The organism is Gammaproteobacteria bacterium (assembly GCA_011682695.1).
Taxonomy (GTDB): domain Bacteria; phylum Actinomycetota; class Acidimicrobiia; order Spongiisociales; family UBA4744; genus BMS3Bbin01.
Genome location: JAACED010000014.1, coordinates 49,160 through 74,569 on the forward strand (window position 1 = coordinate 49,160; position 25,410 = coordinate 74,569).

General features: G+C 62.8%; 22 protein-coding genes. 8 read left to right on the plus strand and 14 right to left on the minus strand.

Features of this window, described 5'->3' with window-relative positions; genetic code table 11:
* Positions 1–4: 4 nt before the first annotated feature.
* From GWP04_04540 to sulP, 4 genes are all read left to right on the plus strand, one after another.
* Positions 5–808 (plus strand): crotonase/enoyl-CoA hydratase family protein, encoded by an 804-nt coding sequence (locus GWP04_04540; protein NIA24816.1) that lies wholly within the window; start codon positions 5–7, stop codon positions 806–808.
* A 1-nt stretch (position 809) separates the two neighbouring features.
* Positions 810–1,457 carry a hypothetical protein gene (locus GWP04_04545; GenBank protein ID NIA24817.1) on the plus strand — a complete coding sequence of 216 codons (648 nt, stop codon included), beginning with the start codon at positions 810–812 and terminating at the stop codon, positions 1,455–1,457.
* Entirely contained in the window at positions 1,454–2,512 is a 1,059-nt protein-coding gene (locus GWP04_04550; GenBank protein ID NIA24818.1) for a mannose-1-phosphate guanylyltransferase/mannose-6-phosphate isomerase, read from the plus strand. The genes GWP04_04545 and GWP04_04550 overlap by 4 nt, the downstream gene beginning before the upstream one ends.
* Positions 2,513–2,932: 420 nt before the next feature.
* Positions 2,933–4,642, plus strand: coding sequence for a sulfate permease (gene sulP / locus GWP04_04555; GenBank protein ID NIA24819.1), 1,710 nt, complete (start codon positions 2,933–2,935; stop codon positions 4,640–4,642).
* Between the two features lie 176 nt (positions 4,643–4,818).
* Here the strand turns inward: sulP and GWP04_04560 are convergent, their stop codons facing one another.
* Complete coding sequence (locus GWP04_04560) at positions 4,819–5,931, minus strand: acyl-CoA dehydrogenase (GenBank protein NIA24820.1); 1,113 nt, start codon at positions 5,929–5,931, stop codon at positions 4,819–4,821.
* Position 5,932: 1 nt separating this feature from the next.
* Entirely contained in the window at positions 5,933–7,114 is a 1,182-nt protein-coding gene (locus GWP04_04565; protein NIA24821.1) for an acyl-CoA dehydrogenase, read from the minus strand.
* 119 nt (positions 7,115–7,233) lie between these two features.
* On the opposite strand from GWP04_04565, the gene GWP04_04570 reads away from it, so the two are divergent.
* The gene (locus GWP04_04570; GenBank protein ID NIA24822.1) at positions 7,234–8,205 is read left to right on the plus strand and encodes a nitronate monooxygenase; all 972 of its coding nucleotides are present in this window, start codon (positions 7,234–7,236) and stop codon (positions 8,203–8,205) included.
* 59 nt (positions 8,206–8,264) lie between these two features.
* On the opposite strand, the gene dinB is transcribed toward GWP04_04570, so the two are convergent.
* The 9 genes from dinB to GWP04_04615 all read right to left on the minus strand — a co-directional run bounded on the left by dinB (position 8,265) and on the right by GWP04_04615 (position 19,881).
* Positions 8,265–9,506 carry a DNA polymerase IV gene (dinB, locus tag GWP04_04575; protein ID NIA24823.1) on the minus strand — a complete coding sequence of 414 codons (1,242 nt, stop codon included), beginning with the start codon at positions 9,504–9,506 and terminating at the stop codon, positions 8,265–8,267.
* 307 nt (positions 9,507–9,813) lie between these two features.
* The gene (locus GWP04_04580) at positions 9,814–11,160 is read right to left on the minus strand and encodes an amino acid permease (protein ID NIA24824.1); all 1,347 of its coding nucleotides are present in this window, start codon (positions 11,158–11,160) and stop codon (positions 9,814–9,816) included.
* A 332-nt stretch (positions 11,161–11,492) separates the two neighbouring features.
* The gene (locus tag GWP04_04585; protein NIA24825.1) at positions 11,493–12,389 is read right to left on the minus strand and encodes a hypothetical protein; all 897 of its coding nucleotides are present in this window, start codon (positions 12,387–12,389) and stop codon (positions 11,493–11,495) included.
* A complete protein-coding gene (locus tag GWP04_04590) occupies positions 12,386–13,600 on the minus strand; it encodes a hypothetical protein (protein ID NIA24826.1) in 1,215 nt (404 codons plus the stop codon). The genes GWP04_04585 and GWP04_04590 overlap by 4 nt, the downstream gene beginning before the upstream one ends.
* 304 nt (positions 13,601–13,904) lie before the next feature.
* The gene (locus tag GWP04_04595) at positions 13,905–16,640 is read right to left on the minus strand and encodes an EAL domain-containing protein (GenBank protein ID NIA24827.1); all 2,736 of its coding nucleotides are present in this window, start codon (positions 16,638–16,640) and stop codon (positions 13,905–13,907) included.
* A gap of 207 nt (positions 16,641–16,847) precedes the next feature.
* Positions 16,848–17,405, minus strand: a complete 558-nt coding sequence (locus tag GWP04_04600; GenBank protein NIA24828.1) for a hypothetical protein — start codon at positions 17,403–17,405, stop codon at positions 16,848–16,850.
* A gap of 152 nt (positions 17,406–17,557) precedes the next feature.
* On the minus strand, positions 17,558–19,000 hold the full coding sequence (locus GWP04_04605; GenBank protein NIA24829.1) for a PTS ascorbate transporter subunit IIC: 1,443 nt from the start codon (positions 18,998–19,000) through the stop codon (positions 17,558–17,560).
* Positions 19,001–19,123: 123 nt separating this feature from the next.
* The gene (locus GWP04_04610) at positions 19,124–19,402 is read right to left on the minus strand and encodes a PTS ascorbate transporter subunit IIB (GenBank protein NIA24830.1); all 279 of its coding nucleotides are present in this window, start codon (positions 19,400–19,402) and stop codon (positions 19,124–19,126) included.
* Positions 19,399–19,881 carry a PTS transporter subunit EIIA gene (locus GWP04_04615; GenBank protein NIA24831.1) on the minus strand — a complete coding sequence of 161 codons (483 nt, stop codon included), beginning with the start codon at positions 19,879–19,881 and terminating at the stop codon, positions 19,399–19,401. The genes GWP04_04610 and GWP04_04615 overlap by 4 nt, the downstream gene beginning before the upstream one ends.
* Positions 19,882–20,048: 167 nt before the next feature.
* Between GWP04_04615 and GWP04_04620 the strand changes: the two genes are divergently transcribed.
* Complete coding sequence (locus GWP04_04620) at positions 20,049–20,288, plus strand: hypothetical protein (GenBank protein ID NIA24832.1); 240 nt, start codon at positions 20,049–20,051, stop codon at positions 20,286–20,288.
* A 231-nt stretch (positions 20,289–20,519) separates the two neighbouring features.
* Here the strand turns inward: GWP04_04620 and GWP04_04625 are convergent, their stop codons facing one another.
* The 3 genes from GWP04_04625 to GWP04_04635 form a co-directional block, all read right to left on the minus strand.
* The gene (locus GWP04_04625) at positions 20,520–20,675 is read right to left on the minus strand and encodes a hypothetical protein (protein ID NIA24833.1); all 156 of its coding nucleotides are present in this window, start codon (positions 20,673–20,675) and stop codon (positions 20,520–20,522) included.
* Positions 20,676–20,754: 79 nt separating this feature from the next.
* Positions 20,755–21,657, minus strand: coding sequence for a glycyl-radical enzyme activating protein (locus GWP04_04630; protein NIA24834.1), 903 nt, complete (start codon positions 21,655–21,657; stop codon positions 20,755–20,757).
* Entirely contained in the window at positions 21,654–23,981 is a 2,328-nt protein-coding gene (locus GWP04_04635; GenBank protein ID NIA24835.1) for a formate acetyltransferase, read from the minus strand. Before GWP04_04635 ends, GWP04_04630 begins: the two co-directional genes overlap by 4 nt.
* A gap of 433 nt (positions 23,982–24,414) precedes the next feature.
* On the opposite strand from GWP04_04635, the gene GWP04_04640 reads away from it, so the two are divergent.
* Positions 24,415–24,615: a type II toxin-antitoxin system HicB family antitoxin gene (locus GWP04_04640; GenBank protein NIA24836.1), complete on the plus strand. Its 201-nt coding sequence runs from the start codon at positions 24,415–24,417 to the stop codon at positions 24,613–24,615.
* Entirely contained in the window at positions 24,612–25,079 is a 468-nt protein-coding gene (locus tag GWP04_04645) for an addiction module toxin, HicA family (GenBank protein ID NIA24837.1), read from the plus strand. The genes GWP04_04640 and GWP04_04645 overlap by 4 nt, the downstream gene beginning before the upstream one ends.
* Positions 25,080–25,410: the final 331 nt, after the last annotated feature.

Here is a 25,410-nt window from a genome sequence, read left to right on the forward strand (position 1 = left end):
TGCTGTGGATTCTGACGTTATCGAGATCGAGCGCCAAGAGCACGTTGCAACGATCTGGCTGAACCGGCCGGAAAAGCTGAACGCTCTGAACCTGCCCATGTGGGACGACCTCCCCAAGGCCATCCGGGCCGTCGGAGACGACGGAGAGACCCGGGCCATCGTCATCGCAGGACGAGGCCGCGCGTTCACCGCCGGGATCGATATCACCGCTCTGGCCTCCTTCCCGGCCGGTACCGATGTCAAGCGTCGCCAGGACCTCTACCGGGAGATCAAGCGCCTTCAGAGATCGTTCACCGCGCTCGCTGACAGTCCCCTGCCCGTCATCGCCGCTATTCACGGCGCGTGCATCGGTGCCGGGGTGGACCTCATCACCGCCGCCGATATTCGCCTCGCCGCCGCAGACGCCCTGTTTTCGGTGCGTGAGACCCGGCTCGGTATGATCGCGGATGTCGGCACAATGCAGCGCCTTCCCAAGATCATCCCTGCCGGGTACGCCGCCGAGCTCATCTACACCGGACGCGATGTCTCTGCGGCCGAGGCCGAACGCATCGGTCTCGTCAACCGTGTCTACCCGGACAGCGCCGCCCTCATCGCAGCCGCACAGGATCTCGCCGGGTCCATCGCCGCCAACTCACCGCTTACGATCCGCGGCATCAAGCAGGTGCTGCGCGCCGGCGCGAACCGGTCGATCGAGGAGGCACTCGACTACGTGGCCCTCTGGAACGCGGCGTTCCTCAACTCCAACGACTTCGCAGAAGGCCTCGCCGCGCTCATGGAACGCCGTACACCAGACTTCAAAGGAGAGTGACGTGGATCTCATCCTCTTCGCTGATGCGGGCCGACTCCTGGTCGCGGCACTGCTCTCGGGCGCCATCGGGTTGGAACGAGAGGTCCAACTCAAAGCCGCCGGATTCCGCACCCACATGCTCGTCGGCGTGGGCTCGGCTCTCTTCACGCTCCTTTCGCTCACCGCCTTCGGCCCGACGGCCGATCCGGCTCGTGTCGCCGCACAGATCGTGACCGGCATCGGTTTCCTCGGCGCAGGCGCCATCTTCAAGGAAGGCGCAACCGTTCGAGGCCTCACTACGGCAGCAGGACTGTGGACCGTGGCGGCGATCGGAATGGCCGCCGGCGCCGGAAGTCTGCTGCTGGCCATCGTCGCCACCGCAGTCGTGCTCCTGGTCCTCTTGGGTTTGCGAATCATCGACGCCTGGCTGCGGCGGCGCCTCGGCACCAACCTCGTCACGGTCGAGGTCATCCTCGACGACGCAGCGAGTTTCTCGAAAGTCTGGAAGACCGCAACCAAAATCGACCCCTCCGCTCAAGATGTCAGCTTTCAGCGGTATGGGGACACGGGTGGCATGATGCGCATGGAAGTCGATGCCCAGCGTGCCGAGACGCTCGTGGAGTTGCTCGCAACCCAAGAAGGCATCACCGAAGCCGAGGTAGCGCAATGAGTAGTCCAATCATCCCGGTGATCCTGGCCGGCGGTTCCGGAACACGTCTCTGGCCACTGTCGCGACGGACCAGCCCGAAGCAGTTCACCGCCCTCACCGGCTCTCAGACGATGCTCCAAGATACCGTCGAGCGAGCCGAGGCCATTGAAGCTGCCGGGGCCCCGATCATCGTGACAAACGCCGCCCAGGCAGACACCGTGCGCGAACAGGCACCCGGAGCGACATTGATCATCGAGCCTGTCGGACGGAACACGGCGCCCGCCGCGGCTCTCGCCGCTCTCTACGCCACCGCCGATGGCACCGATCCGATCCTGCTGGTCATGCCGGCCGACCACGTGATCAAAGACCTCGACGCCTACCTCGATGCGATGGCCCGGGCGATCCCCCATGCCGATGCCGGCAGGCTCGTCACCTTTGGGATCGTACCGACCGCACCCGAGACCGGATACGGCTACATCGAGCAGGGAGGCTCCATCGGGGACGCGTACCGGGTCGCCAGGTTCGTCGAGAAGCCCAACGCCGCGATCGCGGCCAACTACATCGCGTCAGGCCGCTACCTGTGGAACAGCGGCATGTTCGTGTTCCGGGCTTCCCGGTTCCTCGATGAGCTCGGCAAACACCGTCCCGAGATGCTCGCCGCCGTCCGGTCGGCTTCATCGCACAGCGCTCGAAGCAACGGAACGATTCGCATCGACCTCGAGTCTTTTGCAGCAATAGAAGGCGACTCGATCGACTACGCGGTGATGGAACAGACGGCAGACGCCGTCGTCGTACCTCTCGCCGCAGGTTGGAGCGACATCGGCTCGTGGTCCGCCCTCTGGGATATCGGGGATCGGGACGAGAACGACAACATCCTGACCGGAGATGTTCTCGCTCTGGACACTTCGAGGTCGTACATACGAGCGGAGAGCCGTCTCGTCGCGATCGTCGGTCTGGATGATGTGGTCGTCGTCGAGACTCCCGATGCGATCCTCGTGTGTTCTCGCGAGAAGGCCCAGGACGTCGCGCAACTGGTCGAACGTCTCGAAGCGGCCGATCGGCCGGAAATCGAGTAGGCGCTTCTCCTCGACACGCTGAAGTGCCCCCTCCGACGCGGCTGCACCGAACCGAAACCATCGGCCACGACAACCTCCCAAAGAGACAACACACATCCTGCCAAATGGGAACGATGTCCTGGCGGTTCTCCAGTACTTCGTATTTCGTACTTCGTATCGCGAGGCGGCATTGATGCAAGACCGCAGGGCGGACGTAGCGGCTGCTGCTATCGGCTTCGAAAGGTCACAAGACGCGATCGACAGATGCGGCATCGATCCCGACGCACCCGACCAGCGCACCTCCTGACCCGAAGTGAGCGAGGACTGAGAGGTCCCCTGTCGTAGGCTCGCTTCGCGAGCGGTACGGAGTACCTCGATGAGCGATGCACGGTCGTCGAGGTGTGTGCCATGCATTACTCGGCGGGCTCCTAGTCTCGAAGTATGCGGGAACGGAGCAGCGAACGTCGAACGAGCGCTCTTCAGCGCTACCTGCCGATCATGGCGTGGTTGCCTCACTACCGGCGCTCGTGGTTGCGCCCGGACCTGTTCGCTGGACTCACGCTGTGGGCGGTGCTCGTACCGGAAGCCATGGCGTATGCCGGCATCGCCGGGGTCGACCCTGTCATCGGTCTCTACACGGTCCCCCTGCCGCTGCTCGCCTATGCCATTTTCGGGAGCTCTCGCATCATGGTGGTCGGTCCCGACTCGGCAACCGCACTGCTGTCGGCTGCAACGATTGGATCTCTGGCTGCGAGCGGCACCGCCGACTACGTGGCCCTCACGGCGGCACTCGCCATCCTGGTCGGGATCCTCTTTCTGGTGTTCGGCCTACTTCGCCTCGGATGGGTCACAGACTTCATCTCCCACCCGGTGATGCAGGGCTTCATCGCCGGTGTCGTGTTGGTCACCATCATCGGTCAGGTTCCGACACTGATCGGACTCACCGCGACAAGGGGTGACTTCTTCCAGCAGTTCTGGAACATCCTCGGTGCCCTGAACGAGGTCAACGCGGCCACACTCATCGTTGGCGTGGGCAGTCTGTTCTTGCTCTTCTGGATCAGGAAGCACGCGCCGCGGGTCCCCGCAGCCTTGGTGACCATCGCCGTTGCCATCATGGCCGTGACCTTGTTCGACCTCCAAAGTCACGGGGTTGCCACCGTCGGAACCGTCGCCGCGGGTCTTCCCAGCCTGGGTCTGCCCTCCGTCGACGGCTTCTCTGCGTACAGGACACTTCTCTCCGGGGCGCTCGCCATCGTTCTCCTCGGCTACGCCGAGACGCTCGGATCGGCCAAGGCCGCCGCCGCCAAGACCGGCGAGACAATCGATCCCAACCAGGAACTCCTCGCCCTAGGGCCGGCCAACCTTGGGGCAGGCCTCAGCGGAGGTTTCGTCGCCGTCGGGAGCTTCTCCAAGACCTCGGTGGCACTCGCCGCGAAAGCCAAGACACAACTCGGGTTTGTCATCACAGCGGGCCTCGTCGTCCTGACGCTGCTGTACCTCATGCCGGTCTTCGCGCATCTGCCCGACGCGGCCCTTGCCGCTGTCGTCATCGAGGCGATGTTCACCCTTGCGGATCCCGCGTACTTCCGGAGACTCTGGCGTATCAGCCACTCGGAATTCCTGCTCGCCTTCGTTTCCATGTTCGGAGTCCTCTTGCTGGGCGTGCTTCCCGGAATCGGGGCAGGAATCACCCTCGACCTGCTCCTCCTCATCCGCAGCGCCAGCCGCCCCCGAGCGGTCACCCTGGGCAAGACCGCCGGTCACGTCTTCCAGGACCTCTCGCTGCACCCGGAGGGCAAGACCGTCCCGGGACTCGTCGTGTTCCGTTTCGAGGCCCCGTTGATCTTCACGAATGCCGCCTACTTCGTAGACGAGGTTGAGCGTCTGGCCTCCGAAGGCGACGTCGACACGGTCCTCGTCGATGCCGAAGGCATCAACGGCTTGGACTCCACCGCAGCCGAACGACTCCTCGAGCTGCACGACGAACTGAAGCGTCGTCAAGTGTCACTGTGTTTCGCTCGTGTCCGCGATCCCGTCAAGGACGTGATGCGGTCCAGCGGCGTGCTCGATGCAATCGGCGAAGACCACATCTACGGATCGATCACCGCCGGCATCAAGGCGTTCAAGCGCACACACGGCCAACTCGACTGAGACGAGAACTCCTCCGAGCCCGCCGAGAAATGTGTGGCATGCGTCTCGGCGACCGTGCACCACTGCCGGCTTCTCGATTCCGTCGGTACCACACAGGTACCGACGGAATCTCCGGCCTCACGAATGGCGTGCACAGCCGCCCATCCCCACACCGACATCGCCGGGGGCGGATTTGCTCAGAAGCCGAGCGCGTCGGCCAAAAGCCGGCGCTGGTGCCGGACTCCGCCGAACATGAGCGACGTGGATTTGGCCCTCTTCAGATACAGATGGATGTCGTGCTCCCACGTGAAGCCCGTTCCGCCGAGGATCTGGATAGTCTCTCCGGCCGCTGAGACGTAGGCATCCGAGCAGACCGCCTTCGCCATCGGCGACGCGATCCTCGTTTCGGCTTCATCGTCCACGTTGCGCGCCGCCCAGTATGCGGCGGACTTCCCGTGCTCCACCGCGACCAGCATGTCGGCACACTTGTGTTTGATCGCTTGAAACGACCCGATTGCCCGGCCGAACTGGAAACGGGTCTTGGCGTGCTCGACGGCCGTTTCGAGACACCACTGCGCTCCCCCAATCTGCTCGACGGCAAGCGCGATGTTGGCGAGCAACAGAACCCGCTCGATCACCGGCTCCGCCGACCCTTCTTCGCCGAGGAGCTCTTTCACGACGACATGGTCGAAGGACACGTCGGTCTCACGACGCGTCGCGTCGAGTGTCGGTACAACGGTCACACTCAGACCGTCCGCGTCACCAGGAACGAGGAAAAGGCTGAGACCGCCATCTGTCTGGGCAGCCACGATGAGCGTGTCGGCGATATTGCCATACAGCACATATCGTTTGACTCCGTCGAGCACCCAGCCGCCCTCGGCGGCCGTCGCTCGCATCGCGATGTCTCTCGGTCCGGCACCGTGCGATCCCTCAAACAGCGCCATCGTCATGATGGTCTCTCCCGCAGCTACATCTGGCAGGAGCTCCTGCTTCTGCTCTTCCGAACCGGCGAGCAGGATCGCGTTGGCCGCCATCACAACGGTCGGAAGGAACGGTCCCGGGAACAGAGCCCTGCCGAGCTCCTCGATGACGATGCTCGTCTCGGCGAACCCATATCCGACGCCACCGTATTCTTCGGGGATGGCCAGGCTGTGCCATCCGAGTTCTGCGCCTGCCTTCCACAAGTCGCTGTCGAAACCATCTGGACTCTCCATCAGATCGCGGACGATCTTTGAATCCGCACGGTCCTCGAGGAATTGCCGAGTCGTCTCTTGCAGCATCTGCTGCTCTTGTGTGAGTGCAAAGGTCATCTCAGCCACGGCGAACGTCCTTCCAGGGCACATCTTTGTCGACCCGCGGCTCGCCCGGAAGGCCGAGCACTCTCTCTCCGAGGATGTTGCGCAAGATCTCCGACGTCCCTCCTTCGATCGAATTGGCGCGTGAACGCAGGTATTGCTTCTGTCTCGCTTTCGGATCACCAATCGATACGGGCCGAACCTTCTGATAGCCACCGGGGAACAAAGTACCGTCCCAGCCCATCATGTCCATCGTGAACGAGGTGATCACCTTGTTGAGATCGGCCCATGCGAGCTTGCCGGTAGAACCTTCCGGACCGGGAACACCGACTTTTCTCATTTCTGCCGCGCGCATCGTGGTCAGGCGCAACGCCTCCGATTCGGCCCACAATCTCGCCAACTCGTCGCGCAGGACCGGATCGTCGAGCCCGTACTCCCGCCAGGTTTCGACGGCATTCTCGATCGCCCCCGATCCCCTTGGGAAGGTCTTGCCGCCGATCGCGACCCTCTCGTTCATGAGTGTCGTCATCGCCACACGCCAGCCTGCACCGACCGCATCGATGCGCTGATCGTCCGGAATTCGCACGTCGTCGAAGAACACCTCGTTGAACTCGGCCTCACCGGTGATCTGGTACAGGGGGCGTACGTCGACACCTTCGGCCTTCATGTCGACAATGAAATACGTGATGCCCCGATGTTTTGGCGCTTCCGGATCGGTGCGCACCGGAAGCATCCCCCACTTGGCGACATGAGCGAGCGTCGTCCACACCTTCTGGCCGTTGACGATCCATTCGTCCCCGTCCCGATAGGCCTTCGTCGACAGACCCGCGAGGTCTGAACCGGCACCCGGCTCGCTGAAGAGCTGACACCAGATCTCCTCGGTCGTGAACATGGGACGCAGCCAGCGACGCTGCTGCTCCTCCGTCCCGTGTGCGGCGAGAACGCCGGCGCCCATGCCGATGCCGAGGAGGTTCAGCTCACGATTCTCGACCGATGCACCGGCCGCTTCGAGACGATCCTGCACGACGGATTGGTACTTGGGTTTGACTCCGAGACCGCCAAACCCCTCCTTGAAGTGGACCCACGCGAGGCCCAGGTCGTACTGTCTTCCCCAGAACTCCTTGGGATCCATGTCCGGGTCGAACCCGGACAAGAGTTCCGCGACACGCTCGTCGACGAGCGACGCTCCATCTGTCATAGCGACTCCTTTTGATCGATCACACGTTATCAGGCAACGCAGACCCCGGTTCGCTGCACAACGACGTGCCCTGCCCCGCTGAATGGATCTACGCTGTGGACAATCGAAGGGAGTCGGGAATGAAGACCAGAATCACGGATCTGTTCGGGATCGAGCACCCGATCGTCCAGGGCGGCCTCATGTGGATCGCCACCGCAGAACTCACCTCTGCAGTCGCCAACGCCGGAGCCATGGGCTTCATGACTGCCCTCAGCCATGAGACTCCAGACGGTCTGCGTAACGAGATCCGCAAGTGCAGGGACATGACCGACAAGCCGTTCGGGATCAACCTCACGTTCCTGCCATCACTGCGCCAGCCCGACTATCCCGCCTACCTCCAAGTGTGCGCGGAAGAAGGTATCGAGTTCATCGAGACGGCCGGTCGTAATCCGGAACCGTACATGCCCCACATGAAGGCCGCCGGCATGAAGGTAATCCACAAGTGCACGTCGGTTCGTCACGCGCTCAAAGCCCAGGCGATTGGCTGCGATGCGGTGTCGATCGACGGCTTTGAATGCGCGGGGCATCCGGGCGAGGACGACGTCACGTCGCTGGTGCTGCTTCCGGTAACGGTCGACGCTCTCGACATCCCGATCGTGGCCTCGGGAGGTTTCGGCGACGGCCGAGGACTCGTCGCGGCGCTGGCCCTGGGCGCGGACGGGATGAACATGGGAACGCGGTTCGTCGCGACCAAGGAGGCCCCCGTCCACGAGGCGGTGAAGCAGGCGATCCTCGATCACAACGAGACCGACACCGCCCTGATCATGCGAACACTTCGCAACACCGAGCGTGTCCTCCGCAACAAGACGGCGGAGAAGGTGATCGAGATCGAATCGACCGGTCACGCGACGATCCAGGACATCGTCTCCTACGTGTCCGGTCGCAGGGGTCTTGAAGAGGTCGTCGAGAAAGGCAACGTCGATGAAGGGACCCTGGCCGTCGGTCAGGTCATCGGCTTGATCCACGACATCCCGACCGTGCAAGAACTCATCGATCACATCATGACCGAGGCCACTCACATCATCTCCGACCGCTTGGCCAAGCTCGCGTAACTCTGAACCCTGGGCTCACGGGTACCCCTGGGGTACCTACGAGCCCAGGGTTCAGGATGTCAGTGTTCTGCCAGCTCCCGGAACTCGTCGGGCACAGAACCCAATTCGTCGAGGATCACCGACGCATAGCCAACCGACGTGCGCCCAAACCGGTCACGCACACTGTCGACGGCGCGATCCAGCGCCCAGCGTTCCGAGCCTTCCTCGGTGCCCGGTTGCAGCCGCCCGTCACCCACGTCAATGGGGAGCTCGAGCTGCAGCGCCGCCTCGTGAGTGAGCTGAGAGACCGAGATCGCGAGCAACGAGATCTGTCTTTCGTCGGGATGGTCGGACAGGGCCGCGTGGACGAGTTCCTCGGCGATCTCCGCGAGGATCGGTGTGATGGACACAGCCGCAGGCAGTGTGACCGAGCGGGTGACTGCCTTCAGGTTCGCGAATCGCACCTTCACTGTGACGGTTCGGCCCGCCAGCTGTTTGGCACGAAGGCGAGTCGCCACCCGGTCGGCGAGGTGTCGCAACGTGCGCTCGATCAGTTCCTCTGTTGCCTTTCCGCGCGCGAGCGCCGACTGCGCGCCCACGGAGGCGGCTCTGTTGTGCCTCTCGATCTCCCGGGGATCCCGGTTCCAGGCGAGCGAACCGAGTTTGACACTCGCGGCCTTTCCCAACAGATGGTCGAGAGATCTCTCTGGAACAGCCGCCAGCTCACCGATTGTGCGGATGCCCCGTTCGGCCAGACGCGCCTTGGTGACCGGTCCGATCCCCCACATCAAGTCGACGGGAAGTGGATGAAGAAACGCGAGTTCGCTCTCAGGCTCGACGAGCAGCAGCCCGTCCGGCTTGGCAACTTGCGAGGCGATCTTGGCGAGATGCTTGGTACGAGCGATGCCTACCGACACTGGCAGGCCGATCTCCTCGCGAACCCGGGTGCGGACTTCGACCGCGATGTCCCTTGGTATACCGAAGAGGTGCATCGACCCAGCCACATCCATGAAGGCCTCGTCGATCGAGATTCGTTCGATCAATGGGGTGAAATCCCGATAGACGTCGATCACGGCGTCACCCAGCCGCTGATATTCCTTGAAGCGGCCCCCGACGATCGTGAGCTGCGGGCAGAGTTCGCGCGCCCGACGGCAGGGCATGCCTCCATGGACGCCGAACGCCTTCGCTTCGTAAGAAGCCGCCACGACGACGCCGCCTCCGACAGCGATCGGTTTGCCTCGCAGCGTCGGATCCAAGAGCTGTTCGACCGAGGCGTAGAAGGCGTCGAGATCGGCATGCAGAATGGTGGCCGCGCTCGCCATATCCGTAGCCTAACCGAACGTGCGTTCGGCGCGCCGGTTTCCTGACCAATCATGTGACCTGGTGAAGTTTCGCGCCTCAGAAGGAAGGAACCCAGTGCGATGAAGTGTCCCCGCCCTGACGCCGACCACTCTTCGCATGGCCGCCTGCGGCACACCCGGAAGGACTCGAGCCCACACCGACCGACCCCGGCGGAATAGCTGCCCGCCCCGTGACCGACCAGCCAGTCGAACCGCACCCCGTCGCCGTCGAGTAGCGCCGAAGGGTCGGAGTGCGACGCCGGATCCGCATCCGAAACCCGAGGATGTTTCAGTCGCCGTCGATACTGATGAGCGGTCGGTTATGTCGTTGCGGTCGACGTTTGAGAATCAGATGCTCGGCACCGAGGGCCAGCGCCAAGAGGCTGAACAGCGTAAGAAGCGCCGCCGGATCGTGTCTTCCCGATCTGACGAGCAGCACCACGAGAGATCCGGCACAGCCGATGACGCCCGCTGCCGCGAGTCCCCGCCTGACGCCGGCTTGCCGTCCGACACGAAACGCCGCGGCGTTGGTGACGGTGAAGACAATGAGGAAGATGGCGCTCGCCAAGGCGGAGATGCTGGTCAGTGGAAGGCCAACGGCAATCGCAAGCCCGGCGCCGGCGGTGATGTGCAGCCCGATCGGCTCGTTCCACTTGAGGCGTTCAAATCGGTCGGGCAGTTCACCCACGCTCGCGATGGTGTAGCTGAGGCGCGCCGCCCCATAGAGCGTGGCGTTGATGGCGGACAGTGTCGCGAGTATCGCGGCGACGGCAACGAGCCTGAATCCGATCGATCCCAGCGTGGCGGAAGCGGCCTGCGCGAGAGCGAAATCGGCCGATTTGCTGATCTGTGCAGGCGTCAACGACCCCACCACCACTGCTGAGACCAGCACGTAGAGGACGATGACGATCCCGACGGCAAGAGCGAATGCTCGCGGTAATGTGCGACTGCGGTCCCGAACGTCGGCCGACGCATTGGCGATCAACTCGAACCCTTCATAGGCAACGAAGATCAGCATTCCCGCTGCCACGACTGCCATCAGTGACGGCCACGACGAGGGCGCGAGCTTCGTGGGAGAGACAGCCGGGACGCCGGCCGCGATCACGACACCCAAGATGATCAACTTGATTATCACGATCGCCCCCTCGGTCCTGGCGACGAGTCCTGCGTTCGACAGGTTGATCAACCATGGCAGGAGAATCCCCGCGAAGATCAGCCCGCGGAGTAGAAGGACAGTGGGGTCGGTGCCGCCTGGGAACAGCGTGGCGGAGTAATGCCCGAAGGCCGATGCGTACAAGGCAGTGGTCGCCACGTACCCGGCCCACAGCACCACATTGAGACTGCCCGTGAGCTCGTTGATACCGAAGATTCGGTCGACGAAGGCAACGGTGCCGCCTGCGCTCGGATAGGCAACCGAGAGCTTGCTGTAGCTGATGGCTGTGAGAACGCTGATGAGTCCACCGACCAGGAACGCCAACGGTGTGGCACCGCCCGCGTCGGTCGCCGCGACGCCGAGCACCGCGAAGATCCCGCCGCCGACCATCCCGCCGATCCCGATTGCCACGGCACCGACGAGCCCGATCGAGTGCCTGTCACCGGACTTCGATGTCGCCTGCTCATCACCGTCGGTCTGCATCATCGAGGACCTTACCGGGCGCGTCGTTCCCCATCGCACTGAGGAGTCATGCGTCAATCATCCTCTTCAACTCTGGCATCGGCGCCTGCTCATTCATGTCCTCGTACTCGATGCGGTCACACCTCACAATGCTCAGTGTTGAAGCAGCATCAGTCACCTCACTGCGACCTACCGACTGGGAAGGGTGGTAGCACGGCAATGAGCACACCGCTTGGGTGCCCGCACGTGCCGACACGGCACAATCACAAGGCGGATCGGTCAGCCGCCAACAATCTCAGTGGAGCATCGGGGAGTGAATGGCGGCACAACTGCGAGATGATCACCTGTTGATGTCACTCCGTCACTACGGCAGGCGTCGAGGCAGCAACGATCGACCTGACCGTGGCGCCATCCACCTCATCGGGGTGGAGTCCACACAACGAACAGGCCCCATCCGCTGGGAACAGTGCCGTTCCGCACAACGGACACGGCGCAGGCTCCTCCATCGAGCATCGGTCACAGAAGAGCGTCGCCATGCCGATCGGAGAGCCGCACGTGATGCAGAATCGTTGAGCGATCTGCCCGGGTAGCGGATCGGGGAGCGGAGGAGCGATCAGCGTGCCACATGAACTACAGAATCGATCCCTCCCCAACACCGACAGGCCGCACGAAGTGCAGAATCGTCCTGCATCCGCCCCACATGCCGGACACGATCGGATGGCGGGATCCATGACCACTCCACAATTCGGGCATGACCGTTCACCGAGAACGAGTGCTTGTGCCACCAACGTCGCTTCGGCACTGATGGCCATCCTCCAGAGCGCTGCGTATCGGCCTATCGCCGCAGCGGTAGCCAGAAGCAGGCCGATCAGTCCTACACCGGCGATCCGGTCTCCCAACCACATCGATCCGACGATCACGAGAGCCCCCGACAGGCCCCACAACCCAAGTAGCCCGTTCCAGCGATGGACGACCGCCGATCCCATGTCGACGATGAACCCCCGGTGCACCATCACTGCATAGCCCGCAAGGGTCCCGACGATCACCAAGATGGCCGACTGTTCCAGGGACAGCGGGGCACCGAGCATGATCAGGAGCACTACCAGCGCGATGATCGACGCCATGGTGCGGAGACCGTCGCCTTTTGGACGCACCACCTCACGATGTAGACCGCCGAGGCACGCTTCGAGTAACTCGGCCACGACGACGAACAATGCGGCAACTCCGATGAACGTCCACAGCACTGTCATCGGTGCCTCCTTCTCCGCCTGAAGAGCCTCCCGAGACCGCGACGCCCGAAGATGAAGCGGGAAGCTTGGGCAGGTGGGCTCTTGTCGATGGATCTGCCAACTCGACGCACTCCCCGTCCGACTTCTTTCACAACGTTGCGCGGACTCCTGAGTGTCCGACCAACCCGCCGAAACTCACGCCGAGGATCGCGAAAGAACCGCTTGACCGAATTGCCGATCGCTCGCTCTCCTCCGAGCCCGGTTACGAGCAGTGGCGACACACCGGAACCCACCAGTCTTCGGTGAACCGCCCGCTCGATTCCCCGGTCCACCTCCTGTTGAAGACGTCGCCTGTCTGTCAGGATGGTGTGCAGTCCCTGCGCTGCCTGGTAGTCCGCTCGCAGCCGTGCAAGACCACGGGCACCTTTGTCGAAGAGATCACGACCACGACGCACGATCCGGCTCCGTCCGATGCGGTCGATCGTCTCTCTGCCACGTTTCCTGAGACGTTCCTCGACGCGCCGAGATCTGCGGTCGAGCCGAGCCTGAGCCTCCCGAAAGCGACGCTCTCCACGCTCCACGATCTCACCGGGACGGCGCACGATACGGTGCCGGCGGAGTCGTTGCAGGGCCTCCTGGTACCTCTGCCTCAGGCGGGTGCGCAGCTCCTTCTTGCGGTTGTCGATCTTGTCGCGCACATCCTTGGGGAGCGCGTCACCCTTGGCGACCAGCTCCCCGGCTTTGCCGCGCACGACACCGGCGCGAACGGCCTGACCCATCACACCGGCAACGGTCACAAGAGCCACCGCAGCCGCCGATCCCGGAACGCCCCCCGCCGGCTCGGACGGTTCCGAGGGGATGGCCGGTGCCGTCGTGGAGGTCACGGTCGCCGTCGTGGAAGTTGGTTCCGATGCCGGCTCGGTGGTCGCCGTCTCTTGGGCCGTGGTTGTGGTGGGTTCGACAAATCCCCGCTCGATGCGCGAGTCTTCCACCAACTGTGCAACGTTGGGGCACCTGGCCAGATCGGTCGAGTCCGGGTTCCGATCGAGGCTCGTGTCGCAGTAGCAGAGGAACGCAAACGCACCCGCGCCGGGTTGACCCGGCACTTCTCCCCTGACCTCTCTCCACTCGGTGACGGCTGCCCCGAGATCACAGACCGGGCTCCCGGTGTAGCCGGGATGCCCGTATTCGGGGAACGTGTTCAGATCCTGAACACAGCCGGTCCCGCTCATCCGCTCGAAGTGGAAACCCTTCGGGCATGGGTCGCTCTCCTGGGCCAGGACACCAACCGGCGCCAATTGGCACCCCCGAGGAACAGAAGGAGTGTCAGCGAACGCCACAAACCAGACGTGCGGTCCGATAGGCGGCGGGCACGGCTCGCCTGCCCGGCGGTGGCGACCGACTCATACCGACCGGCTACGTGACCAGGAGTGTCGCGGCACATGGTGTCCTGCGTCCGACACTACAGATCGGAGACGACCAGTGCGTATGGGCTCCGTCCCGGCTGCATCACCTCCCCACCGAGCCCGCGACGGCTCAGTGTTGGGGTGCCGGTGAGGTTGGAAGGGTGAGTTCGAAGATGGTTTCGCCGTTCTTCCGCCGGTAGATGAGGTCGCCTCTCATAAGTTGGGCGAGTGTTCGCGACAGGCTGAGGCCGATTCCGAGTGCGTTCGTGTGTCCAGGAGCGTCGTGACCACTCCAGTACAGATCGAAAATCTTGTCGGTGTCATCGGCGGGGACTCCATTGCCGTGATCGATCACGCGCAGGGTGGCTCGATCGCCGCTGGCGGATGTCTCGATGCGGATATCGCCCAATCCGTGCCGGACTGCGTTCGTGATGAGATTGCGGATGATCTGACGTGTGCGGCCCTTGTCGGTCCACGCTCGCGTCTTTGTCGTCGGCAAGTCCACCTTCCGGTTCTGCAGGTCACAGGTGGACAACGCGGCGATGATCTCGTCGGTCAAGTTGACCATCATCGGCGCGATTGCCAGGGTTCCAACGTCCGTTCTTGCAGACGTGACGAGGTCTTCGATGATCCCTCCCATCTGCCGGCTGGTCGACGCGATGAGACGAATCGCTTCGGTAGTTTCTGATTCGGAGAGTGAAGACTGTCCGCCTTCGAGAAGGTCGGCGAAGCCGACGACGGCAGCCAGAGGGGTACGGAGTTCGTGTGACACGGACGCCATGAGACGACTCTTGATCTCGGCGAGCTCTTCAGCACGCCGTGTCGCTTCCACCAGACTCGTCACGTCGACGAATGCGGCGATTACCTGCGAGTAGTCGGGTGTTCCGTCCCAGTCCGGGGCCATCCAGCGAATCTGAAGATCGACAATGCCTTTTCCGGAGATCTCGACCCTGACTCCCCGTTCGAATGTCACGACTCTGTTGGCGATACTGCACAAGGTGACTGCTTCAGGGTCTGGGAACACAGGAAGTGATGAACGTTCTGACAGTGGCCCGAGCAGCCCCGATTGCTCGAGACCGAACAGTTGCACGGCGGCGGGGTTCGCGTTCAACACCTTGATGAAGCCCAACCCCTCTGTGATCTTCTCGGGGTGTGCAGCGAAGTAACCGGCGAGGCCCTCCGGGGCAACGTCGAGACCGTCGAGCCAGGCGACGACATCGGTGAAGTCCTCCACCTGCAGCGCGATCGGTGCCGATTCGAACAGGGTGCGGAACCGTCGTTCGGAATCGGCAACCGCGGCATGGGCCGCGGCCTCTGTGGTGATGTCCTGGACCATGCCTTCCATCTCATCTACTTCCGCGAGGTACCGTGCCGATACTCGCGCGAGGATGGGACGTCCCGTGTTGCTCACCAGTTTCGTCTCGAAGCCGCGGATCACGCCTTCTTTGCGGAGTCGATCCCGAAACCGATCACGATCACCTGGTGATGGCCAGAGCCGGACCAAATCGAAAGAGAGCGCCTCTTGCTTCGAAGTGAAATCGAACATGTCCAGATAGCGATCGTTCGCTTCGATGAGTCGACCATCGGCGCTCCCGACCCAGATCCCGATCGGTGCCGTCTCAAACAGCGCGAGACGTCGTGCTTCACTGCGATTGGCGTCCTGGCGGGCCTGCACCGCATCGGTGATGTTCGCGGCCACCCCGGATGCCCCTATCACCTGGCCTTCGGCGTCTCGCAGCGGCGCATACGACGCACCGAACACCAACGAGCCGACACGCATGACCGACTCGGACGCTTCGCCGCGAAGCGCCGCACGGGTCGGTTCCAATACGCTCGCGTTCCCCGCATACAACTCGAACACCGAACGCCCGACGACCTCACCCGGCTCAACGTCCAACGCGGCGAAAGCGCCGCCTTCCGCCAATGTGAATACGCCGTCGGCGTCGATCGCCCACACCACCACTGGAGCGCGCTCCAAAGCGCACCCCAGTAGCCCTTCTCGCGAGAGTTCGCCGTTCGATTCACCGGCCCCGTTCTCCGCGGCCGCCCACCGCAGCGGTTCGCTTGGCGCCGTTGACTGCGCTTCGGCCCACGCGCCGAATATGGCGGGCCTACCGAGATGGAACCCCTGACCGAACAGCACGCCCTGTTCAACCAGCGTCGCGGCTTCCTTCTCGCTCTCAATTGCTTCGGCCATCACCGGCACTCCCAGCGTCTCGGCAAGATTCACGATTGCCCTTGCCGACACCTGTTTGGTGACATCGGTGTCGATACCGGCGACGATCGCCTGATCCAACTTGAGGATGTCAAACGGCAACAGCATCAGATCCGAGACGATCTCCGGCGCCACGGCAACGTCGTCCAACGCCACCCGCACTCCAGCCCGGCGCACCTGAGATATCGCCTCCACCAAACGGTCGAACCCGGCTTCGTCGCACGCATCGGCCGCCCGGTCACCGGCCACCAGGTCCAAAACGACGCGCTCGGCCACCTGCGCCGGGATTGCTTCTCCAACCCGGCCCGACGCCAACGCGCCCGCAGACACGTTCACACTCAAGAACATTCCTGCCGGCAACCGGTCCAGATACGCCAGGGCTGAGCGCAGTGTCGCGATCTCGACATCGACACCATGGCCCATCCGTAAAGCAGCATCGAACACGAGCTGCGGAGATCCGGCAATCCCGAATCGGGCCAATGCCTCCACCCCGACCGGGCTCCTGCCGCCATCCCGACGTTCCCGAAGGTCAAAGATTGGCTGAAACACCATCGTCACACCGGAGCCTGCCACCACTTCGCGCACAAGCCCGGCAAACTCGTCCTTTGGCACGAGACTCCCACCGGGACTCCGATATGTGTTTACATTCACCGACGGCTCCGTAGTATCTTCAGCTATTCATCGGCTGGTCACCCCGGACCTTGAGACTCAACCTCCCTGTTGGTCTTTGCCCTCTGAACGTCAGGGTCCAGATACGGACGCTCGATGACCGAAACGAACGCGACCGACCTGTCAACAAAGGAGCCGGCCATGGCGGCCGGCTCTCTGCTGCTGCATCGAGTCCTGTTATCTGTCGACCTATCCCGTGAACGCCACCGCCGGAGCGTTCGCCCGATGCTTCCAGGAGTGTGAACCCATCTGGCCGTATGCAAACCCACCCGTCATGTGGTGCCTCCCGATCGTCGACGCCAACGCCCTCAGCGCCTCTCCATCAACTTCCGGGTACTCATCGCCTGCCTCCAGCCATCCGCCATCGGCGGTCTGCTGGGTGGCCAGCCAGCGGCCGAGATCGTTCGCGTACGCCCTGGAGTCTCTGCCGACGGAATTGAACGCCGGCACCGCATAGGCCGTGTCCTGCACCCAGCCGCCGATGCTGCCATCAGCGTCGATCATCGAAATGAGATCCGACAGCATCGCCGTGACACCGTCCTGGTACACCCTGCCGTAGCCCGTGCCCACCAGTGCGCGGATTGCGCCCCCAAGGTTCAGCGCACGCCAATCGTTGTCCGACCCGTAGTAGAAGTCATTGGACGTGTCGGCGATGATCGCCGCCATGGCATCCGCCCAGACGGTGTTTCCCCTGGCGGTGCCGGCGTCTCCCAGCAGCGAGGCGGAGGCCACGTCGCCTCTCACCATACACCCATGTTCTTACAGTTTTGGGGAGTGCCAGGGTATGACACACCGCCGACACCACGGCATCCAGCCACGACAAGGACGTCGCCGCTTCCCACCGATGCGCAAAGATGGGGCCGACCCGAGGGTCGGCCCCATCTCGATTCGAAGCTGCGTCAGGCGGCTTGTTCTTCGTCAACTCCGCCGGGAACCCAGTCGGAGTCCACGTACCGCTCCTGGAACTTCCGTGCGAACCACAGCAGCAGGGCTACAACGATGCCCAGACCAACCGTTCCCGCAATGGGCCCAAGCTTGGCCACATTACCGACGACGATGCCGAACCAACCGAAGTCTGCATCCCCGAACGTGGTGTTCGCAAAGCCCAGAGAACCCATCACGAACAGCAGGAACGCCGGAAGGAACGTGATCAGCACACCGTTTGCCATACCTCCGAGAATCGCTCCAAGGCGGCCGCCCGTCGAGTTGCCGAACACGCCCGCGGTGCCTCCGGTGAAGAAGTGCGGGACCATGCCGGGCAGGATCAGGGCGAGCCCGAGAGCGGAACCCAGCCAAATGCTGATCAACCCGAGACTGAGCAGTCCCCCAACCACGCTGGCCAAGAAGCCGACGAGCACCGCATTCGGCGCGAAGGGGAAGGCCACGGGGCAGTCGAGTGCCGGGAGTGCTCCCGGGATGACCCGCTCCGAGATACCTGCGAACGCAGGAACGATCTCGGCAAGGATCGTCCGCACACCGTAGAGGATCACGGCGACGCCGACACCGAAGTTCAGAGCGAGGAGCACGTTCGCCATCAGGTAGGACGAAGCGTTCGTGCCACCGATGACCGACGTTGCCTGCTCTACACCCACCTGGAACAGGTATACGATTGCGAATCCCAGGTAGATGACCAGCATCGAGACTGCCGTTGCCACCATCGGCTCTCGCATGAACCGCAGGCTCTTCGGCAGGTTCATTTCCTCGGTGCTTTTGCTGCCCTTTCCGACTGCCTGCCCTATCAGCCCGGCGGTGATATACCCAAGAGACCCGAAGTGGCCCATGGCGAACGCCTGTCCGCCGGTGACCTTCTTCATCCATGGCTGTGCGAACGCCGGCATCACGACCATGATCGTGCCCAGCAGGATTGCACCAACGATCACCGCCTGTGTTGCGGTCATGCCCACGGCATCCGTCTGCAGGATCACGGCCAGCATCGTGGCCATGAAGAAGATGTGATGGCCCGTCAGGAATACGTAGTGCAGCTTTATGGTTTTTGCGATCACAAGGTTCATGATGAAACCCGTTGCCATGAGCCACGCCACGACGGCGCCATACTTCTCTGCGGCAATCGCGACGATTGCCTCGTTGGTGGGAACCACACCCTGCGCACCTGTAACACTCAGGATGAGCTTGCCGAGTGGGTCCAGTGCGTTGATCACTGTCACGGCACCCACGACCAGGATCAGGAATCCCATCGTCGCCTTTAGGGTGCCGCCGATCACGTCGCCCAGCGACTTCTTCAGCGCGATCAAACCGACCGCTGTCATCAACCCAACAAGGTAGAAGGGTTTACTGAGGATTTCGTTGACGATGAACTCAACGATTCCGACAATTACATTCATCAGACCCAACCTCTTTCCTCGGGCACTGCCCGTGTAGTCCGACGTCTCCCTCAGCGGCGCGAGTCCTCCCCGTGAACCCGCCCGCTGCTACTGCCCTGTCTGACCTCTCTCCCCTAAGATCGGCTACATCTCCTCGAGGGCCGCCTTGACCTTCGAGGTCATTTCGTCGAGATCTATGAAGTTTCGGATCGTGACCACTTTGGCTTTCACGTCGCCCAACTGCTCGGCCAGCTCGCTCGACGTGATGACCATCTCGGCGGTGAGAGCCATCGCGCGGGCCGACCCGATGTCGGCCACCTCCACGTAGGCGTCCACGCCAAGTTTGTCAAACACCTTCTCGGCCTGCATCTTGAGGATCAGGCCTGTGCCCAGCCCCATGCCGCAAACTGCAAGGACCTTCAAGTTCCGCCTCCTTGTGTCGATCGCTCAAAGTCGCTGATGATGGCGTGCACCGCTGCCGGGCTTTCCGCAGAGACGAGCGCCTGATGGCGCTGCTCATCGGAGAGAAGCTCGGCAAGTGTCGAAAGTGCGATGATGTGAGATTCGTCATCCGGAGCGGCGAGGCCGACGACGACGCTCACCGGATCATTCTCCGGATGTCCAAAACGAACCGGGTTCGACAACGTCACCCAGGAGAGCCCGGACCGCACCACCGACGGCGACGGGCGGGCATGCGCCAAAGCGAGGCCAGGAACGATGACGATGTAAGGGCCGAGTTCCTGAACGACGGCAATCATCTCATCGATGTATGGCTCGGTCACGGAGCCCCCCGCGATGAGCGCGTCGCCCGCCAGGCGTACGGCATCTCGCCAATCTTCTGCCGTCTGATCGAGCCAGATGGCGCTAGTTGGCAGCAACTCAGCTAGTCCCCCCTCAGCCAAGGTCAGTCCCTTCACAGCAGGAGATGAATCACGGTCGAGGGATATCGTAGACTTACGAAGACCGCCGTTGCCATTTCTGCATAGCGCGGTGCAATCATCGCCAGGCCGGTCGTCATCCGACCATCTGTGCCTCTGCCTCATATAGATCAACCAGGCCGCCGCCATGGATGAGGAACCGAACCGATTCCGCGCAGCGGTTGCTGCAGCTGCAGCAGAACTCGCAACACGAGCAGGGACTGGACGACGTCGGCACGCCCCACGGGCCAGTTGTGCTCGGTGTCACGCTCGAGATTCCTGTCGCCCTCCTGATGACCGGAGCCAACTTCCCGGACCTCGAGTTCATCAGTCTGGACACGAACGATCTCCTCCAGCGCGCGATGGCAGCCGATCAGGCGACCCTCCGCTGACCCTTTGTCAAGATCCGCCGCATCCAGCACTGGTTCGCATGATTGCCATGGCGGTAGAAGAGGCAGAGCGCTCCTGGAATAACTGAGCTCACGGTAACGGATGGCGGCGATAGCTACTGGCACGAGCTTCAGGCCACCACACTCCCGGCGTGCGGAGGGTCTGATCGTCGTGGGTGTCTGGCCTCGAAGGCCACTCCGGACATCTCCTCCGCCCTTGGAGGAAGGCACCGATCAGCCCGATTCCAGCCAGAGACAGCATGAGCACGAGAAGATGGTCACGATCACTCCGATCGTCCAGTCTTGCCGCAAACCATCAGACCGTCCGGCAACGTAAGGGACAACAGGAGCGTCGGAAGCGAAGAACACTCGAAAGGGATGAAGTTTCACCACTCCTTGTGTCGGAATGGCGGAGCCGACATCGCATCGGGCGATGATGCCTGGTCGTCGAGATGCGGGACTGTGTTGCTCAGTGAACTCCCAGCACCTCGACGCCGCGCACCTCGAAGGTCCTACGTATCTCGTGCCAACGCTCGTCGGAGTAGCGCGCAAGGCCAAGCTTGGGTTGCCTTCCCCGGATGATGTCGATCTTCGCCTCCCCCATGTTGTGGTAGGCGAGCAGGTGAATGGCCTTCCGCCCCAACACGTGAAGGAGTTCAACGACGGCTTCGATATTGACCGGCGTATCCGTGAAACCCGGAATCAGCGCCATCCGGAACTCCACCGGAAACCGGTGGGCGACGAGCTTCGACGCATTCTCCATGATCCTGCCGAAACCGCCGCCGAGATGCCGTTCGTGCAGTTCCGAATCGAGGATCTTGAGATCGAAGTAGATCAGATCCAGCAAGCGAAGCGTCTCCTCCCACTTCTCCCACGAGAAGGTCCCGGCGGTCTCGAGATTCGTATGAACTCCGGCCTCTTTGCAGAACTCGAGTACGCGCTTCATGAAGCGCTGGTAGAGAGTCGGCTCACCACCGGTGAAGGTGACCCCGCCGCCGGAGCTCTCGTAATAGGGCCGATCCACCAGCAGCCGTGCCATGAGTTGGCGCGGCGTGAGGTTCTCACCGATCAATCTGAGCGCACCGTACGCACAAGCGTCGACGCAGAGCGCACACTGGTCGCAGCGCCCGTGGTCGACCCGGAAGCCTTCGAGCCGGATCGACCCGTTCGGACAGACCGCGGCGCACTCGAAGCTCTCCTTGCAGCGATTTTCGTAGAAGGCGATGACCGGCTTGGCCGCTTGCGATTCCGGGTTCTGGCACCAGGGGCAGTGCAGGGCACAGCCCTTGAGGAAGACCAGGGATCGGATGCCGGGGCCGTCGTGGAGCGAGAAACGCTGGACGTCGAAGACCGGGGCCGTTGGTTCCGTCACGTCCGTTGTCGGGTGCGGTCGATCAGCTCCTGCTGCATGCCCGGGGTGAGGTCCACGAAGTACGCGCAGTAGCCCGAGACCCGGACGAGCAGATTGCGGTGGTTTTCGGGATCTCGCATGGCCTGCTCCAGAATGCCTGCATCGAGTACGTTGATCTGGAGTTGCATGCCGCCCTGGGCGAAGTAGCCACGGATCAGGGCTTCGAGAGCGACGCGGCCTTCCCGTCCCGCCACCGTTGCCGAGTCGAACTTGACGTTGAGATTGATCCCGTTGCCAAAGCGCCGATGGTCGAGCCTGGCCACGGAGTTGAGTGAGGCGGTGGGGCCGAGCCTGTCCGAGCCATCCGCCGGTGCAAGACCGTCGGCCAGAGGACGGCCCGAGAGACGACCCGAGGGAAGAGCCGCCGTCTGCTTGCCGAAACCCTGGTGGCAGGTCATGGAGTAGAAGCCCGGCATCCAGCGTCCTCCGCGCGTGTTGGTGTGCCGTGAGATGCAACGATCGAACATCGAGACAACTTCGTTCGCGAGATCATCGACGAGTGGGTCGTCGTTGCCGAAGGCGGCGACCTTGAGGGCACGGGCGCGCAACATCTCTTGGCCGTCGAAGTCTGTCGCACAGGCGTTGGCGAGATCCTCCAAGGTGTACTTTTCATCCTGGAAGACGAGCTTCTCGATTACGGCGAGCGAGTTCGCCAGGTCGGCCACGCCCACCCCCTGGATCCCCGAGGCGTTGTACCAGGCGCCGCCGCGAGTGGAGTCGGTGGCGTTCTCGATGCACCCCCCGATGGTCAGCGAGGACAGCGGGGTTGGGAAGAACTGTGCATTGGTCCTCTCGATGGCGTCGAGCGAGTGTTTCATCCCGAGAATTCGCTCGTCGGTCTGGTCTTCCAGTTGTTGCAGGAGCTCGGCCGTGGATTGGATCTGGCGCAACCAAGGGCGTTCACGGACCTCTCCCCGCTTCAGCCGACGCCCGCCACCAAGCAGAAGCTCCAGGCCGATCGCCAGGTTGAAGATGGCCGCGTCGGAGGAGGTGAAGCTCTCTCCCTGCAGCGCCGGCTCCACACAGCCCACCGTGGCGTAGTTCCATGTTTCGGAGGAGCCCACTCCCCGTTCGACCATTGCGGGCATGATCGCGTCGTCGTTGTAGAGCGCCGGAGATCCCCCACCGCCGGCTACCACCTCCACAACCCGTTTCACATATGCTTCATCCGACCGAGCGCCAATACGGGCGTGCCAGTTGGGTTGCCGGGTCTTGAATCCTTCCATGACATCCAGCAGCAGGTAGGTGAGCTCGTTGGTGCAGTCGTTGCCATCGGCGTCGAGACCGCCGATGGTGACGACCTGTCCGGTGGGCAGGCCGGCGAAGTACTCGGTGACGCGCTCGGAGAAGAGCGGGACGACCTCCGACAGTTTGATGCAGAAGGCCGCGAACAGGTCACGTACCCGATCCGGGTCGAAGCCGGGGTCCTTCTTGTCCTCGCACAGAAGTGGATAGAGGTACTGGTCCATGCGCCCGAGGCTGATGCCTTGATCGAGGGACTCGACCTGGATCAACAGCTGGAACAGCCAGATCAGTTGCAGCGCTTCCCGAAGGGTCCGCGCCGGCCGGCGCGGGACGTGGGAGAGCACCTCGACAATGTCGTCTCGCCTTTGGCGCCGGGCCTCGTCCCGGTACCGATCGGCGAAGTGTTCGACTGCTGTCAGGGCAACAAGGCTTGCTTCGAGATAGTCGAGTCCTTCCGCACCGAACCCTCCCCGATCGATCCGCTCCTGCACCTTCGTCCGCAGACCGTCGGTCCCGAGCCGGATGAGCTGCTCGTAGTCGGGCAGGAAGTGGGCCACACCCCCGGCCTCGTTGATGACGAAAGACGTGGCACGAAGCTGGTCTTTGGCGTACGCAAGCCTCTCGCGAAGAGGGAAGGAGCGCATGGCCACGTTGCGATTGAGCCAGTAGGGAATCGGAGAACGAAGGAGCGCTCTCTTGGCACCGGGCCCCAACCGGAGCGGATTCACCGGTCGCTTCTCGAAGCGGAAGAGATCCCCCAGCATGAACAAGCCGGCCTTTTCGATGTGACAGATGGCGCCGACCCGATGCTCCGTATGGGAACCGACGATCAGCTCACCCGGGTGGATCCGGATCGAACGTCTTTCCAGGTGGTAGGCCAGCGCTTCGGCGTTCCGGAGGCACGGGGAGGTTTGCCTGCCTGTCTTGCTCTTCCAGTACTCCGTGTAGTGAATCGCACGCTCGATGCCGAGCGCGGCTCGACTCTCTACATGATCCGCATAGAGAGCCTGAATCTCGGGTGATGGCCGCCAGCCCGCCACGCGCCTGCTCCTCTCCGGGGGGCGAACAGCGAAGCCTAGATGATTGCCTCCAGAGAACTGGTCGTGGGCCGATTGGTCGTTGGCGGACGCGGGCGGTGGAGTTGCCTTGGTGTGACGATCAGAGAGCTCCTACCTGCAGGCCAATGGCTCCCGGAACCGCATCCCGCCGCCAAACGTCGATCAGCCGCACACAGCGAAACCCCCACTCTCGCAGGGGCTTCACCGGCACGCCCGGAGGGACTCGAACCCCCAACCTTCTGATCCGTAGATCTCCAAGCCGTGTCCACAGCCGTCCACACAGCCCTGAACGAAAGGGTTTCGATTCCACAGGCGTCCACACCCGTCCACACGAGTCCACAGCGAATGGCTCCCAACTTGGCTCCCAAGCCAAGGGAATGTCTATGCACACGCTCAACGGGCGTAGACTCTAGGCATGCGATTCACTGCAGCAGTCACCCAAGAACCGCCCTGGTACGTTGCACGCTGTCTGGAGATCGAAGTCACAAGCCAGGGCGAGACTATGGAGGAGGCTCTTCGTAATCTTCGCGAGGCCCTCGAGCTCTACTTCGATGATCAGCCCATCCCTGATCACATCGAGACACCGATCATCGCGCCGGTTGACATCCCAGCGTGAGTCCCAGGCTTCCGGTCGTGTCAGGCAGCGATGTCGTGCGAGCACTGGCCAAGGTTGGATTCGCCGACGTAAGCCAACGCGGCAGCCACCTGAAGCTGCGGAACTCCGCAGGAAAGACCGTAATCATCCCAATGCATCGCGAGCTGGCGCGAGGCACCTTGCGCTCGATTCTGCGACAGGCAAGATCTCACCGTGGAAGCCTTCATCGAGCTGCTGTAACCTCGTCGCGGTCGAATGGCTCCCACACGTCAGACGGACGAGTGAGCCCTGTCAGGCGAAAGCCCCTGCAGCGCATAGGCTTTCATAGCACGCCCGGAGGGACTCGAACCCCCAACCTTCTGATCCGTAGACAGAATCAAGGGGTACCGCCAACACTGACGATTCGGCGGACACCCTTGTGCCCCTTGGATTTTCGTCTCTCACTGGTTCGCACCGTTTGTGGTCGTTTCTCATCCTCCCGCTGACCAAATGCGGACCAACCCAGACTGTCGGCCGTCGGTTGCTCGCCTGCTTGCAGCCATCCTGCTACCGGGGTGCGCGACAGTTTTGGGGACGACGAAGAAGGCACCCAATGGGGAACCAACGTCGCCTGTTCTGGGCATGGCGGCACCGGCGTCCCTCAACGTGCAGGTCTCCGTTGCATCGATTCTCTGGAGGCTCTGGCCAGACGGTCGGCAAGTCCAGGGACGAAAGAGAGGAAGAAGAATGGCGCTACCCAAGACAGGACGCATCGTGATTGCGGCTCTCGTCCTGATGCTGTGGACGTTCGTCGGGGTTCCCGGCGTGGCGGCCGCT